The organism is Vibrio mytili, from assembly GCF_049563345.1.
In the GTDB taxonomy this organism is placed as follows: domain Bacteria; phylum Pseudomonadota; class Gammaproteobacteria; order Enterobacterales; family Vibrionaceae; genus Vibrio; species Vibrio mytili.
In genome coordinates, this window is sequence record NZ_CP110481.1 from 426,049 (window position 1) to 442,068 (window position 16,020).

Here is a 16,020-nt window from a genome sequence, read left to right on the forward strand (position 1 = left end):
CAGCTCTAACTCATATAGCAAAACTACACAGCTTAACTCAATAGCGTTAACGAATTACCGAGAATAGAAATCGATGACTATTAAACACACACAAGACTTAGCTCAGATTCGCGCGATGGTGCCAGAGATGCGTCGCGTGAAATCAATTCATTTTATCGGAATTGGTGGCGCTGGGATGAGCGGTATTGCCGAAGTCCTTCTAAATGAAGGCTACCAAATTACCGGATCTGATCTGGCAAACAACCTCGTTACTGAGCGCTTAGCATCTAAAGGGGCCACGATTTTCATTGGTCACCAGGCGAGTAATGTTGACAATGCAAGTGTGGTTGTTGTTTCTACTGCGATTAACGAAGAAAACCCTGAAGTCATTGCCGCTCGTGATAAGCGTGTACCGATCGTACGAAGAGCGGAAATGTTAGCCGAGCTGATGCGCTTTCGCCATGGTATTGCTGTTGCGGGTACACATGGAAAAACCACAACAACTGCGCTTGTTACCCAAATATATTCGGAGGCTGGTTTAGATCCAACATTCGTGAATGGTGGCTTAGTCAAAAGTGCGGGCACCAATGCTCGCTTAGGTTCCAGTCGTATTTTGATCGCTGAAGCGGACGAAAGTGACGCGTCATTTCTGCACCTCCAACCAATGGTAAGTATTGTCACCAACATCGAAGCTGACCACATGGATACCTATGGCGGTGATTTCGAGACATTAAAGCAAACCTTCATCGACTTTTTACATAATTTACCTTTTTACGGACAAGCCATTGTTTGTATTGATGATCCTGTGATTCGTGAGTTGATTCCACGCATTAGTCGTCAAGTGATCACTTACGGTTTTTCAGACGATGCTGATGTACGTATCGAGAACTACCGTCAGCACGGTCAACAAGGCAAGTTTACCGTTGTGCGTCAGGGCAGAGATGACTTAGAGATCACCCTTAATATACCTGGTCGTCATAATGCGTTAAATGCCTCTGCCGCTATCGCGGTAGCCACTGAAGATGACGTTGATGATGACGCAATTTTAAAAGCGATGGCAGGTACGCAAGGTACCGGGCGTCGTTTTGATCATCTTGGTGAATTTGAGACCGGAAATGGTCATGCGATGCTCGTGGACGATTATGGCCATCATCCAACAGAAGTTGGCGTGACGATTAATGCCGCCCGCAGTGGATGGCAAGATAAGCGCTTAGTGATGATCTTCCAGCCGCATCGTTATAGTCGAACGCGCGATTTGTATGATGATTTTGCCAACGTACTTGAGCAAGTCGATGTGTTAATTATGTTAGATGTTTATGCGGCAGGTGAGAAACCTATTGCTGGAGCTGATGGACGAGCATTGTGTCGTACTATTCGCAGTCGAGGTAAGGTCGATCCGATTTTTGTGCCAGAAATAGAACAATTGCCTTCTGTTTTGGCAAACGTAATACAAGACGGAGACCTAATTTTGACTCAGGGTGCAGGGGATGTTGGTAAAGTGGCAAAACAACTTGCTTCTCTTGAGTTGAATATCAATAAGATGCTTGGGTAAAAGAGAGCATTATTGCAAACGACAGATAAAGACATAGATCTCGATTTTGCGTCATTAACGTTGTTATTTATTGCTTTCAGTGTTTGATAGTTTATCAGAGCTCAGTATAATCCCAAGGTTAAAGTCAATACTTTTGCTGAGGCATTTGTCAGCAAAAGTTCAGGACAAAAATCAGGAAACGAAGACATTGTTTAATCTTGCACTGAATGAAGAGCGACCAAGCGCCGAGAGGAATGCCCGTGGTCGCCAAGAAACCATCTTGGGTGCGCTATTTTTCGTTGTAGTTGTGACCTTAATTAGTTCTGTTTTGTACTCGGCGATCAGTTGGATGTGGGATGACCAAAGGTTACCTCTTTCCAAAATAGTACTCCAGGGACAACTGGAGTATGTCAAAGCTGACGATGTGCAGGCTGCATTCAGCCAAATTGACCACATCGGTACATTTATGTCGCAGGACATTGATGTATTACAGCAAAGTGTTGAAGCCTTACCTTGGGTCGCTCATGCTGCGATCCGAAAACAATGGCCAGACACAATAAAAGTTTTTTTGACAGAGCATTACCCTGAAGCCATCTGGAATGGTAACGAACTCATCGATAATAATGGTTTCGTTTTTGATGGGGACGTTGCACTGTTAGAGGAAGACAAAGTTAAGCTTTATGGTCCCAAGGATAGCGGTCAGGAAGTCTTAAAGACCTACCGCGACTTGAGTCCAAGGTTTCAGCAATTGGGATTAGCGATATCTTCTCTAGTGCTAAATGAGCGAAGAGCTTGGCAAATTATCCTTGATAACGGTATTCGATTAGAGCTAGGTAAAGAGTCTCTTCTTGAGCGTATAGAGCGTTTTTTCTCGCTATATAACAAGCTTGGCAGTGACACGCAAAGAATCAGTTATATCGATCTCAGGTACGATACAGGGGCCGCGGTCGGTTGGTTTCCTGAACAAGAGGTAAAAGAGAGCACAAATGACTAAGGCCGCAGATGACAACATTATTGTTGGTCTCGATATAGGCACTGCAACCGTTTCAGCTCTAGTGGGTGAGATTCTACCGGATGGCCAAATTAATATTATTGGCGCAGGTAGTAGCCCCTCGCGCGGCATGGATAAGGGTGGCGTGAATGATTTGGAATCGGTGGTAAAATCAGTACAACGCGCAGTTGATCAAGCTGAATTAATGGCCGAGTGCCAAATCAGCAGGGTATTTATCTCGTTGTCTGGTAAACATATCGCAAGCCGAATTGAAAAAGGCATGGGTACTATATCGGATGAAGAAGTGTCTCAAGAAGACATGGACAGAGCGATCCATACCGCCAAATCAATCAAAATCGGTGATGAGCAACGAATTCTTCATGTGATTCCACAAGAGTTCACTATCGACTACCAAGAAGGGATTAAAAACCCGCTTGGTCTTTCTGGAGTAAGAATGGAAGTCAGTGTCCATCTTATTTCCTGCCATAATGATATGGCGCGCAACATTATTAAGGCCGTAGAACGTTGTGGTCTTAAAGTAGAGCAACTTGTTTTTTCCGGTCTTGCGGCAAGTAATGCCGTGATCACCGAGGATGAAAGAGAGCTCGGAGTTTGTGTGGTGGATATTGGCGCCGGCACGATGGATGTTTCTATCTGGACGGGTGGTGCGCTTCGTCACACAGAAGTATTTTCGTACGCAGGAAATGCAGTAACCAGTGATATTGCCTTTGCTTTTGGCACGCCAGTAAGCGATGCTGAAGAAATAAAAGTGAAATATGGCTGCGCTTTGAGTGAACTAGTCAGCAAGGATGATACGGTTAACGTACCAAGTGTCGGCGGACGTCCTTCGCGGAGTCTACAGCGACAAACATTGTCAGAAGTCATTGAACCACGTTATTCTGAACTAATGGGGTTGGTTAACCAAACTATCGATACCGTTCAAGCTAAATTGCGCGAAGAGGGCATTAAGCATCAACTCGCCGCAGGTGTTGTACTCACAGGCGGTGCAGCGCAAATGGATGGTGTGATAGAATGTGCGGAACGCGTATTCCGCAATCAAGTAAGGGTCGGCAAACCGCTTGAAGTCAGCGGCTTAACTGACTATGTAAAAGAGCCGTACCATTCTACGGCAGTTGGATTACTTCATTACGCAAGAGACATACAATCTAGTGACGATAGCGATTATAACGAACCGAAACGTTCTTCTTCTCGTTCATCCGTAACTGGCTTCTTTGATAAATTGCGTAACTGGATACAAAAAGAGTTTTAACCTGAGTTGCAGGATAAACGGAGACAACACATGTTTGAACCGATGATGGAAATGTCTGACGATGCAGTAATCAAGGTCGTTGGAGTTGGTGGCGGCGGTGGTAACGCTGTTGAACACATGGTGCGTGAATCCATCGAAGGTGTGGAATTCATCAGCGTAAATACTGATGCGCAAGCACTTCGTAAGACAAGCGTTGGCAATGTCATTCAGATTGGTGGGGATATCACTAAAGGTCTGGGGGCAGGTGCGAATCCACAGGTTGGCCGTGAGGCAGCTCTCGAAGACAGAGATAGAATTAAAGATTCCCTAACCGGTGCCGATATGGTGTTTATCGCAGCGGGTATGGGCGGTGGTACAGGGACTGGTGCAGCTCCTGTTATTGCTGAAGTAGCAAAAGAACTCAATATTCTTACTGTTGCTGTCGTCACGAAACCATTCAGTTTCGAGGGTAAGAAGCGTTTAGCGTTTGCAGAGCAAGGTATTGATGAGTTGTCAAAACACGTTGACTCATTGATTACGATTCCAAACGAAAAGCTACTGAAAGTACTAGGTCGTGGTGTCACGCTATTGGAAGCGTTTGCTAGTGCAAATGATGTTCTGAAAAATGCGGTACAAGGTATTGCGGAGCTGATTACTCGTCCAGGCATGATCAACGTCGACTTTGCCGACGTAAGAACAGTGATGTCTGAAATGGGTCACGCGATGATGGGTAGCGGCATTGCTAAAGGCGAAGATCGTGCTGAAGAAGCGGCTGAAATGGCGATTTCGAGCCCACTTCTTGAAGATATCGACTTGGCTGGTGCACGTGGTGTACTTGTTAACATTACTGCTGGTCTGGATATGCGTCTTGATGAGTTTGAGACAGTTGGTAACACCGTTAAAGCATTTGCTTCTGACAATGCGACCGTTGTTATTGGTACGTCTTTAGACCCAGATATGACTGACGAAATCCGAGTCACTGTGGTAGCAACAGGTATTGGCAACGAGAAAAAACCTGATATTACGCTCGTTGCAGGTGGAAAAGCGAATGTCGCACCAGCGACACAAGCTCAACCACAACAACAAGCAGCGGCAACGCAAGCTGAAGAGAAACCGGCACAAACCTTGCAGACTCAAATGCAAGAGAAGCCACAGGTAACTCATCAGCAAGCAAATAATGCTTCTTCTGCAGCAGCGTCACCGAGCCAAAGCTCAGCAGCGCCAAAGCAAGAAAAAGAAAACGGCTATCTTGATATTCCGGCATTTTTGCGTCGTCAAGCTGATTAATCTTTAATCCATAAATTTGACACGGTTCAAAATTATGATAGGATTCATGGTCAATGTTACAAACGACTGTGTTTTGTAGCGCATTGTAAAGAGGCAAGCAGATGATCAGACAACGTACTCTGAAAGAAATAGTGAAAACAACTGGTGTGGGTCTCCACTCTGGTCGTAAAGTCACGCTTACTCTGCGCCCAGCTGCTGCAAATACGGGGATTATTTATCGTCGTACGGACGTGAATCCTCCTGTAGATTTTCCAGCTGATCCAGCATCGGTTCGTGACACTATGTTATGTACAGCATTGGTTAACGACGAAGGTGTGCGTATTTCAACAGTTGAACACTTGAATGCCGCACTTGCTGGTATGGGCATCGACAACATTGTTGTCGAGGTTGACGCACCTGAAATTCCAATTATGGATGGTAGTGCTAGCCCATTCGTATACTTGCTTCAGCAAGCGGGTATCGAAATGCAAAATGTGCCAAAACGCTTTATCCGTATTAAGAAACCAGTTCGCTTCGAAGATGGCGATAAGTGGGCAGAGTTTGTCCCATTTAATGGTTTCCGCATGGACTTCGAGATTGACTTCGAGCATCCTGCGATTGAATCAGACGAACAACGCCTTCTATTTGATTTTTCATCGAAAGGTTTTGTACGTGAGATATCTCGAGCGCGTACGTTTGGTTTCATGCGTGATATCGAGTACTTACAATCGCAAAACCTTGTTTTAGGTGGTAGCTTTGATAACGCTATCGTTTTGGATGATTACCGCATTCTAAACGAAGAAGGCTTACGATTCGAAAATGAGTTTGTGACTCATAAAGTGTTGGATGCTATTGGCGACCTTTACATGTGTGGTCACCCGATTATTGGTGAGTTCCGTGCATTTAAATCAGGTCACGGTCTTAATAACCAACTTCTTCGTGCTGTTTTGGCCGACCAAGAAGCATGGGAATGGACGACGTTCGAAGAAGAAGTAGGCTCACCAGTGGCGTTTGCAGAGCCAAATATGGTACTCGCTTAACCCCAAGTTAGAAATTCAAAAACCAGGTCTCGGCCTGGTTTTTTTCTGTCTAAAATTTGTCCTGTTTATCCGTTAGTGGCAAAGCGAATCATAAATAAGGATGCTATGGTTTCGGTTTTTCTGCCATATCCGCTAACCTTTTGAGGCGCATCTGAATTTTAGGTGGTGCCATGTCTGCAATGGTCATCAATGATTTGGCGGCTGATTCTGTTAACGGTGGCCGTTTGGGACGGTCATCTTGCACAAATCGGTTTCGATATAGTGATGGGTTGATCCGAACTTCAACACTAACGAGCTTAGCGTAACCTTGGGTGCGTAGTTTATTGAGGATCATTAGGCGATCATAATCGATCTTCATTTTGATCGAGGCGCTGGATACGTCGATCAAAAGATGTCCGTGGCGAACATTCGCGACACGGCAATGATCTGCCGTACCTTGTGGTAGAATAGCTTGTAAAGCTTGATTGAGTTGCAAGATTTCTCCAGCATGCTCTTGAATCTGCTTAAACTGAGAGTCGGCAATAACATCTTCGGTAGAAGTAGGGCGATGATCACGCATAGGTAAAATCTTATTTTGTTTAGATATACTCAATTCTAGAGCAGCTTTATCTCTAGGTATAGTTTACATTAACGCGTTTAAACGTAATCGTATAACGCAAGCACAACTTACTCTGAAAAATGACAGGAATAAATAGTAAATCCAGTACAATTTCATTAAAAATTTCAGAGTGCTTCAAACAAATACGCCTACTTATGGTTGTATTGGTGAAAAATCCTTACACTAAGCCACATTGTTTCAAAATTTAGCCTTGAAATATGGATGTTTGAGCTCAATATCTTTGATAAATGATTTATCTCAGTATTCTTAGTTCAAAACTGGTAGAGACTGAAGGCATTATGAGAAGATCGGGAACGGTCTGATTACAGAGAGAACCACGAAAAATGATAACTAAGCTACTGACAAAAGTTATTGGCAGTCGCAACGACCGAACACTGCGCCGCCTTAGAAAAATTGTAAAAGAGATTAATAATTACGAGCCAACTTTTGAGGCTCTCTCCGATGAAGAACTGAAAGCGAAAACCGTTGAATTTCGTGAGCGCCTAGAGAAAGGCGAAACACTTGATAAACTTCTTCCAGAAGCTTTTGCAACCGTTCGCGAAGCGTCAAAACGCATTTACGGTATGCGTCATTTCGACGTTCAGCTCATTGGTGGTATGGTACTGAACTCTGGTCAAATTGCAGAAATGCGCACAGGTGAAGGTAAAACACTGACTGCTACTTTGCCCGCTTATCTTAATGCATTGGCTGGGAAAGGGGTTCACATTGTTACGGTGAACGATTACTTGGCTAAGCGTGACGCAGAAACAAACCGTCCACTGTTTGAATTCCTTGGTATGACCGTTGGCGTTAACGTGCCTAATATGCATCCGCAAGAGAAAAAAGAAGCATACCAAGCCGATATTTTATACGGAACCAATAACGAGTTTGGTTTTGACTACCTTCGTGACAACATGGCTTTTCGTACCGAAGATCGTGTGCAGCGCGAGCGTTTCTTTGCCGTTGTCGATGAGGTCGACTCCATTCTTATCGATGAAGCACGTACTCCGCTTATTATTTCCGGCCCTGCCGAAGACAGCTCAGAACTGTACACTCGCATTAATTTATTGATTCCACATTTAAAAAGACAAGATAAAGAAGACTCAGAAGAGTATCGTGGTGATGGTCACTACACACTTGATGAGAAAGCAAAACAAGTTTACCTGACCGAAACCGGCCAAGAGTTTGTCGAAGAACTGATGGTTAAAAATGGTTTGATGGAAGAGGGTGATACACTTTACTCACCAACCAACATCAGCTTACTTCACCATGTGAATGCAGCACTTCGTGCGCACGTTCTGTTCGAACGTAACGTTGACTACATTGTGACGGATGAAGGCGAAGTGGTTATCGTTGACGAACATACCGGCCGTACCATGCCAGGACGTCGTTGGTCTGAAGGTCTGCATCAAGCGGTAGAGGCGAAAGAAGGCGTTAAGATTCAGAATGAGAACCAAACTCTGGCTTCTATCACTTTCCAGAATTACTTCCGCCTTTACGAAAAACTGTCAGGTATGACGGGTACTGCGGATACAGAAGCGTTCGAATTTCAGTCTATTTATGGCTTGGAAACTGTGGTTGTACCAACCAATAAACCAATGATTCGTAACGACATGCCTGATGTCGTTTACCGTACTGAGGCAGAAAAATTCGCCGCTATCATCGAAGATATTAAAGAGCGTGTAGCAAAAGGTCAGCCTACTTTGGTCGGTACGGTATCGATCGAAAAATCTGAGTTGTTGTCTAACGCACTTAAAAAAGCCAAGATTAAGCACAATGTATTGAACGCTAAATTCCACGAGAAAGAAGCTGAAATTGTTGCTGAAGCCGGTATGCCAGGTGCGGTGACTATCGCAACCAACATGGCTGGTCGTGGTACCGATATCGTGCTTGGTGGTAGCTGGCAATCAAAAGTTGAAATGCTGGAAAATCCAACCCAAGAGCAAATCGATGCGATCAAAGCGGATTGGAAAGTCGTGCATGATAAAGTGCTGGAAGCAGGCGGCTTACACATTATTGGTACAGAACGCCATGAATCTCGTCGTATCGATAACCAGCTACGTGGCCGTTCTGGTCGTCAGGGTGATGCGGGCTCGTCGCGTTTCTACCTGTCGATGGAAGACTCACTGCTACGTATCTTTACTTCGGATCGCATGGCTAACCTGATCCAAAGTGGTATGGATGAAGGCGAAGCGATTGAATCGAAAATGCTGTCTCGTTCAATTGAAAAAGCACAGCGTAAAGTTGAAGGACGTAACTTCGATATTCGTAAGCAGCTTCTGGAATACGATGATGTGGCAAACGATCAACGTAAAGTCGTGTATGAATTACGCGATGAATTGATGAGTGCTGACGATATCAGTGAAATGATCGAACAGAATCGTGAAGATGTCATCACGGCGATCATTGATGAGTACATTCCACCACAATCACTTGAAGATATGTGGGATGTTGAAGGGCTTCAAGAACGTCTTAAAGCCGACTTTGATCTGGATGCACCAGTTAAACAGTGGCTTGAAGAAGATGACAAGCTTTACGAAGAAGCACTTCGTGAAAAGATCATTGCGCTAGCGGTTGAAGTCTACAAAGCGAAAGAAGAAGTGGTTGGTGCCCAAGTACTACGTAACTTCGAGAAATCCGTGATGTTACAAACGCTGGATACGCTTTGGAAAGAGCACTTAGCGGCAATGGATCACTTACGTCAAGGTATTCATTTACGTGGTTATGCACAGAAGAACCCGAAACAAGAGTACAAACGTGAATCGTTTGAGCTGTTTGAAGGTTTATTAGATGCACTAAAATCGGATGTGATTACTGTACTGTCTCGGGTTCGCGTCCAGCAACAGGAAGAAGTTGAGCGTATGGAAGAGCAGCGTCGCGCACAAGCCGAAGAAGCGGCTCGCCGGGCACAAGCTCAACACGCAACGGCAGAAAACCAGTTGTCAGATGGTGAAGAGTCCGGAGATTCACATCAACCTGTAGTTCGCGATGAGCGAAAGGTTGGTCGTAATGAACCTTGCCCATGTGGCAGTGGCAAAAAGTACAAACAGTGCCACGGCAAAATTGACTAATTGGTTTATTACCAAATGAAAAAGAGTCGCCTAGGCGGCTCTTTTTGTATCAAGAGAACAGGCATTAGCTATGAAAAGAATTCACATTGTTGCTGCGATCATCTTTAACCAAGATAAATCGCAAGCCTTTATTACTAAACGTCCAACCGACAAACATAAAGGTGGTTTTTGGGAGTTTCCTGGTGGCAAAGTTGAGGCTGGTGAAACCATCGCTCAGGCCATGGCACGTGAACTGGAAGAGGAAATTGGTATTCAGGTGACGGAGCAAGTTCCGTTTGAACACCTTGAATATGATTATCCAGATAAATCGTTGAAGTTTGATTTTATCTTAGTGACGGCGTTTAAAAACGAGCCTTATGGGCGAGAAGGCCAAGAAGGTCGATGGGTCAACATTAGCGAGCTAGGTCAATATACTTTCCCAGAGGCTAATCAGCCGATTGTTGAACGAGTCGTCGAGACGTTTTCTTTATAGTTTCGTACTAATCACCTTGTGGTTAGCAAGCTATGTTGTTAGTTTAAAAAGAGACCGCGAAACCAGAGATAACGAGATGATACGTCGTTATCCAGAGAAGGAGAGACAACGCAATGGTTCGTATTGCAATCGCAGGCGCAGCTGGCCGAATGGGCCGCAACTTAGTGAAAGCTTCACATCTTAACCAAACCGCTTCAGTTACAGCAGGATCCGAAAGACCGGAGTCTTCATTAGTGGGCGTTGATATTGGTGAGCTTTGTGGGGAAGGTAAGTTTGATGTTGTTTTGACAGATGACCTCGCTAAAGAAGTGGATAACTTCGATGTCATCATCGATTTTACCGCGCCAGTAAGTACATTGGCCAACCTCGAGTTATGCAGACAGCATGGTAAAAGCATTGTGATCGGTACAACTGGCTTCAGTGATGAAGAACGCGCGCTTATTGATGAGGCAGCTAAACAAGTGCCGGTGGTTATGGCTCCAAATTACTCTGTGGGTGTGAACTTGGTTTTTAAGTTGCTAGAAAAAGCCGCCAAAGTCATGGGTGACTACTGCGATATTGAAATCGTCGAAGCGCACCACCGTCATAAAGTTGATGCGCCTTCAGGTACTGCTATTGGTATGGGAGAGGCGATTGCTGGCGCCATGGGTAACCAGCTCAATGACGTCGCTGTCTACGCTCGTGAAGGCATTACTGGTGAGCGTACTAAAGATGAAATTGGCTTTGCGACCATTCGTGCAGGCGATATCATCGGTGAGCATACCGCGATGTTCGCTGATATTGGTGAGCGTGTCGAGATCACGCATAAAGCCACAGACCGCATGACCTTTGCCAATGGTGCAGTCAAAGCGGCAGCATGGTTACATACTAAGCCAGCCGGCTTTTATACCATGACGGATGTCTTAGGTTTGAACGAACTGTAAATACATAATTATTCGCCGGCGTATGCCGGCTTTTTTATACATGTTAAAAATGATGTAAATGAAACGCTACGATACAATCGCCATTTTCACTCTAGTTTGGTGATGATTTTGCTGGTTATGTGGTGAATTTTGTCTTTATTGCTTAAATTATATAGTTTTCTTTGTTTGGGTATCGTTTGCGTGAAGATGTCCTGATTTTTTGTGATGTCGAAAAAGTTCAAACTTGTGAAATTTATAAAAAATCCCTATGTCACGATGGAAATGGCGTTTAAACTTGTTTTTTTAGCGCTTATTGTGGCTGTTTAGCTTTACTGGCTAGAAAAAGATAATTTATTTTTGATTGTATGTTGACAGTATTTAAGTCCGTCTTTAGAATACCGCCAATTTGTCTGAAATACCTATTTATATAAACTTTTTAGGTAAAGGAAGGCATTGTTGCAGTTTGATTTATTTTTTTTGCATTTTTATTCTGGAGGTTGTCTTGGGTAAATTAGCACTGTTAGTCCTAGAAGATGGGACAGTGTTCCGCGGAGTGTCCATAGGGGCAGATGGCGTTTCCGTCGGTGAAGTCGTTTTTAATACCTCGATGACGGGGTATCAAGAAATCCTCACTGATCCTTCCTATTCTCAGCAAATCGTTACTCTTACTTATCCCCACATTGGCAATACCGGAACCACTTCCGAAGATGAAGAATCCTCTTCTATCCACGCACAAGGCCTTGTGATTCGCGATCTTCCTCTTATCGCTTCTAACTTCCGTAATGAGCAATCCCTTTCTGATTATCTTAAGTCGCAACACATTGTTGGTATCGCTGACATCGATACGCGCAAGCTAACACGTATTTTACGTGAGAAAGGCGCGCAGAACGGTTGTATCGTTGCGGGCGATAACTTAGATGAAGCTTTAGCGTTGGCTAAAGCAAAAGAATTCCCTGGCTTAAAAGGAATGGATCTTGCGAAAGAAGTTACAACAAAAGAAGCGTATCAATGGAAGCAAGGTTCGTGGACGCTCGAAAGTGGACTTCCAGAAGCGAAAGATGACAGCGAGCTGCCGTACCACGTCGTGGCATACGACTTCGGAGCAAAGCGAAACATCCTACGCATGTTGGTTGACCGCGGTTGCCGCTTAACGGTTGTACCTGCTGAAACGTCAGCAGAAGAAGTACTGGCTCTTAATCCAGATGGCGTTTTCCTATCAAACGGCCCTGGTGACCCTGAACCATGTACTTACGCTATTGAAGCAACAAAAGTGTTCCTAGAAAAAGGCTTACCTATCTTTGGTATCTGTCTGGGTCACCAAATCCTGGCGCTAGCGTCTGGTGCACAAACTGTGAAAATGAAGTTTGGTCACCACGGTGCGAACCACCCAGTTAAAGATTTAGATCGTAACGTTGTAATGATTACCTCTCAAAACCACGGTTTTGCAGCGGACGAAGCAACGCTACCGGAAAACCTACGTGCAACTCACGTATCTCTATTTGATGGCTCTCTGCAAGGTATCCACCGTACAGATAAGCCAGCATTTAGCTTCCAAGGTCACCCAGAAGCGAGCCCAGGTCCACATGACGCAGCACCGCTTTTTGACCACTTTATCGAACTAATCAAACAACACAGCGCTTAATTCGGAGTAGTAGATAATGCCAAAACGTACTGACATTCAAAGTATTCTAATTCTTGGTGCTGGTCCGATTGTTATCGGTCAGGCATGTGAGTTTGACTACTCTGGCGCACAAGCGTGTAAAGCACTTCGTGAAGAAGGCTACCGAGTTATTCTGGTTAACTCGAACCCTGCGACGATCATGACTGACCCAGAGATGGCTGATGCAACTTACATCGAGCCAATCCAATGGGAAGTGGTACGCAAGATCATCGAAAAAGAGCGTCCAGATGCGGTTCTACCGACAATGGGTGGCCAGACTGCGCTTAACTGTGCTCTAGATCTAGAGAAGCATGGCGTTCTTGAAGAGTTCGGCGTAGAAATGATTGGTGCAACCGCTGACGCGATTGATAAAGCGGAAGACCGTTCTCGCTTCGATAAAGCAATGAAGTCTATCGGCCTTGAGTGTCCTCGTGCAGATACTGCGAAGAGCATGGAAGAAGCTTACAAAGTTTTAGACATGGTTGGCTTCCCTTGTATCATCCGTCCATCATTTACGATGGGTGGTACTGGTGGCGGTATCGCTTACAACAAAGAAGAGTTCGAAGAAATCTGTCGTCGTGGTCTGGATCTTTCTCCGACTAACGAACTGCTTATCGATGAATCTCTAATCGGTTGGAAAGAGTATGAAATGGAAGTAGTTCGCGACAAAGCGGACAACTGTATCATCGTATGTTCAATCGAAAACTTCGACCCAATGGGCATCCACACGGGTGACTCAATCACGGTTGCACCGGCGCAAACCCTGACGGACAAAGAATACCAGCTAATGCGTAATGCATCGCTAGCAGTTCTGCGTGAAATCGGCGTGGAAACAGGTGGTTCAAACGTACAGTTTGGTATCAACCCGAAAGATGGCCGTATGGTTATCATCGAGATGAACCCACGTGTATCTCGTTCTTCTGCTCTAGCGTCGAAAGCAACGGGTTTCCCTATCGCTAAGATTGCAGCGAAACTGGCTGTTGGTTTTACTCTGGACGAGCTACAAAACGACATCACGGGCGGTGCAACTCCAGCATCATTCGAACCAACTATCGACTACGTAGTAACTAAGATTCCTCGCTTTAACTTCGAGAAATTTGCAGGTGCTAACGACCGTCTGACAACACAGATGAAGTCAGTTGGTGAGGTGATGGCGATTGGTCGTAACCAACAAGAATCTCTTCACAAAGCACTACGTGGCCTAGAAGTTGGCGCGACTGGTTTTGACGAGATGGTTGATCTGGAAGCGCCAGATGCACTGACTAAGATTCGTCACGAACTGAAAGAAGCTGGTGCTGAGCGTATCTGGTACATCGCTGACGCATTCCGTGCAGGCATGTCGGTTGATGGTGTATTCAACCTGACTAACATTGACCGCTGGTTCCTGGTTCAAATTGAAGAACTAGTGAAACTAGAAGAAGAAGTGAAAGCAGGTGGTTACGCTGGCTTGACCAAAGACGTGCTTCGTACCTTGAAGCGTAAAGGCTTCTCTGATGCTCGCCTTTCTAAACTACTTGGTGTTGCTGAAAGCGAAATTCGTCGCGCTCGTGAACAGTTCGACATTCACCCGGTTTACAAACGAGTGGATACGTGTGCAGCAGAATTCTCTTCTGACACGGCTTACATGTACTCATCTTACGATGAAGAGTGTGAAGCAAACCCAACAGACAAAGACAAGATCATGGTTCTTGGCGGCGGTCCAAACCGTATTGGTCAAGGTATTGAATTCGATTACTGTTGTGTACACGCATCACTAGCACTGCGCGAAGACGGTTACGAAACCATCATGGTGAACTGTAACCCAGAAACGGTATCGACTGACTACGATACGTCTGACCGTTTGTACTTTGAACCAGTCACTCTGGAAGATGTTTTGTCTATCGCTCGCGTTGAAAAACCAAAAGGTGTGATTGTTCAGTATGGTGGCCAAACACCACTGAAACTGGCGCGTGCCCTAGAAGCAGCAGGTGTGCCAATTATTGGTACTAGCCCAGATGCAATCGACCGCGCAGAAGACCGTGAGCGTTTCCAAGCTGCTGTTGAACGTTTAGGCCTTCTTCAGCCAAAAAACGCAACGGTAACGGCGATGGAGCAAGCCATCGAGAAATCAAAAGAAATTGGTTTCCCATTGGTTGTTCGTCCATCGTATGTACTTGGTGGCCGTGCGATGGAAATCGTTTACGATGAGCAAGATCTACGTCGTTACTTTAACGAAGCGGTCAGTGTATCGAATGAGTCCCCAGTACTACTAGACCGTTTCCTAGATGACGCAACAGAAGTGGATATCGATGCTATCTGCGACGGTGAGCGAGTGGTTATCGGCGGTATCATGGAGCACATTGAACAAGCGGGTGTTCACTCAGGTGACTCAGCATGTTCACTACCGGCTTATACGTTAAGCCAGGAAATCCAGGATAAGATGCGTGAGCAGGTTGAGAAGCTTGCGTTTGAACTGGGTGTACGTGGTTTGATGAATACTCAGTTTGCCGTAAAAGACAACGAAGTGTACCTCATCGAAGTTAACCCTCGTGCTGCGCGTACGGTTCCATTCGTTTCGAAAGCAACTGGTGCGCCATTAGCGAAAATTGCTGCACGTGTTATGGCAGGTCAATCTCTAGAGTCGCAAGGGTTTACGAAAGAGATCATTCCTCCTTACTACTCAGTGAAAGAAGTGGTTCTACCGTTTAACAAGTTCCCTGGCGTTGACCCGTTATTGGGCCCAGAAATGCGCTCAACTGGTGAGGTAATGGGCGTCGGTGCAACGTTCGCAGAAGCTTATGCGAAAGCGGAACTTGGCTGTGGCGCTGTGTATCCAGAAGGCGGCCGTGCGTTACTATCAGTACGTGAAGGCGATAAAGAGCGTGTGGTTGATCTCGCTTCTAAGTTAGTAAAACTTGGCTATCAGCTAGATGCGACTCACGGTACGGCAGTAATTCTAGGCGAAGCGGGTATCAATCCTCGTCTGGTTAACAAAGTACACGAAGGTCGTCCGCATATCCTTGACCGTATCAAGAACAACGAATATACCTACATTGTGAACACGGCAGCAGGCCGTCAAGCGATCGAAGATTCGAAAGTTCTACGTCGTGGAGCGCTGGCAGAGAAAGTGAACTACACCACTACGCTGAACGCAGCGTTTGCAACCTGTATGTCTCACACAGCCGATGCGAAAAGCTCTGTGATGTCAGTACAAGAGTTGCATGCGAAAATAAAGTAAGCGTACTTAATAAAAATCAATAAGCTCGCAAGTCAGAGCTTATA

11 protein-coding genes are annotated in these 16,020 nt (G+C 45.2%); 10 read left to right on the forward strand and 1 reads right to left on the reverse strand.

Features of this window, described 5'->3' with window-relative positions; all coding sequences use genetic code 11:
• The first annotated feature begins 73 nt into the window (after nt 1-73).
• The 5 genes from murC (at nt 74) to lpxC (ending at nt 6,056) form a co-directional block, all read left to right on the forward strand.
• Nucleotides 74-1,531, forward strand: coding sequence for a UDP-N-acetylmuramate--L-alanine ligase (gene murC, locus ONE56_RS02025; RefSeq protein ID WP_423840171.1), 1,458 nt, complete (start codon nt 74-76; stop codon nt 1,529-1,531).
• Nucleotides 1,532-1,718: 187 nt separating this feature from the next.
• Nucleotides 1,719-2,504: a cell division protein FtsQ/DivIB gene (locus ONE56_RS02030; protein ID WP_041157009.1), complete on the forward strand. Its 786-nt coding sequence runs from the start codon at nt 1,719-1,721 to the stop codon at nt 2,502-2,504.
• On the forward strand, nt 2,497-3,771 hold the full coding sequence (gene ftsA, locus ONE56_RS02035) for a cell division protein FtsA (RefSeq protein ID WP_041156928.1): 1,275 nt from the start codon (nt 2,497-2,499) through the stop codon (nt 3,769-3,771). The genes ONE56_RS02030 and ftsA overlap by 8 nt, the downstream gene beginning before the upstream one ends.
• 30 nt (nt 3,772-3,801) lie before the next feature.
• Nucleotides 3,802-5,037 (forward strand): cell division protein FtsZ, encoded by a 1,236-nt coding sequence (gene ftsZ / locus ONE56_RS02040; protein WP_423840172.1) that lies wholly within the window; start codon nt 3,802-3,804, stop codon nt 5,035-5,037.
• 101 nt (nt 5,038-5,138) lie between these two features.
• Nucleotides 5,139-6,056, forward strand: a complete 918-nt coding sequence (gene lpxC / locus ONE56_RS02045) for a UDP-3-O-acyl-N-acetylglucosamine deacetylase (RefSeq protein ID WP_041156929.1) — start codon at nt 5,139-5,141, stop codon at nt 6,054-6,056.
• 103 nt (nt 6,057-6,159) lie between these two features.
• On the opposite strand, the gene ONE56_RS02050 is transcribed toward lpxC, so the two are convergent.
• Nucleotides 6,160-6,615: a DUF721 domain-containing protein gene (locus ONE56_RS02050; RefSeq protein ID WP_423840173.1), complete on the reverse strand. Its 456-nt coding sequence runs from the start codon at nt 6,613-6,615 to the stop codon at nt 6,160-6,162.
• A 383-nt stretch (nt 6,616-6,998) separates the two neighbouring features.
• Here ONE56_RS02050 and secA point away from each other — a divergent pair, with 383 nt between their 5' ends.
• From secA to carB, 5 genes are all read left to right on the forward strand, one after another.
• The gene (gene secA, locus ONE56_RS02055; RefSeq protein WP_041156931.1) at nt 6,999-9,725 is read left to right on the forward strand and encodes a preprotein translocase subunit SecA; all 2,727 of its coding nucleotides are present in this window, start codon (nt 6,999-7,001) and stop codon (nt 9,723-9,725) included.
• A 70-nt stretch (nt 9,726-9,795) separates the two neighbouring features.
• The gene (gene mutT / locus ONE56_RS02060) at nt 9,796-10,197 is read left to right on the forward strand and encodes an 8-oxo-dGTP diphosphatase MutT (RefSeq protein WP_041156932.1); all 402 of its coding nucleotides are present in this window, start codon (nt 9,796-9,798) and stop codon (nt 10,195-10,197) included.
• 113 nt (nt 10,198-10,310) lie between these two features.
• Nucleotides 10,311-11,120 (forward strand): 4-hydroxy-tetrahydrodipicolinate reductase, encoded by an 810-nt coding sequence (gene dapB, locus ONE56_RS02065; protein ID WP_041156933.1) that lies wholly within the window; start codon nt 10,311-10,313, stop codon nt 11,118-11,120.
• Nucleotides 11,121-11,601: 481 nt separating this feature from the next.
• Nucleotides 11,602-12,741 (forward strand): glutamine-hydrolyzing carbamoyl-phosphate synthase small subunit, encoded by a 1,140-nt coding sequence (carA, locus tag ONE56_RS02070; RefSeq protein ID WP_041156934.1) that lies wholly within the window; start codon nt 11,602-11,604, stop codon nt 12,739-12,741.
• A 16-nt stretch (nt 12,742-12,757) separates the two neighbouring features.
• A complete protein-coding gene (gene carB / locus ONE56_RS02075; protein ID WP_331438096.1) occupies nt 12,758-15,976 on the forward strand; it encodes a carbamoyl-phosphate synthase large subunit in 3,219 nt (1,072 codons plus the stop codon).
• The last annotated feature ends 44 nt before the right edge of the window (nt 15,977-16,020 follow it).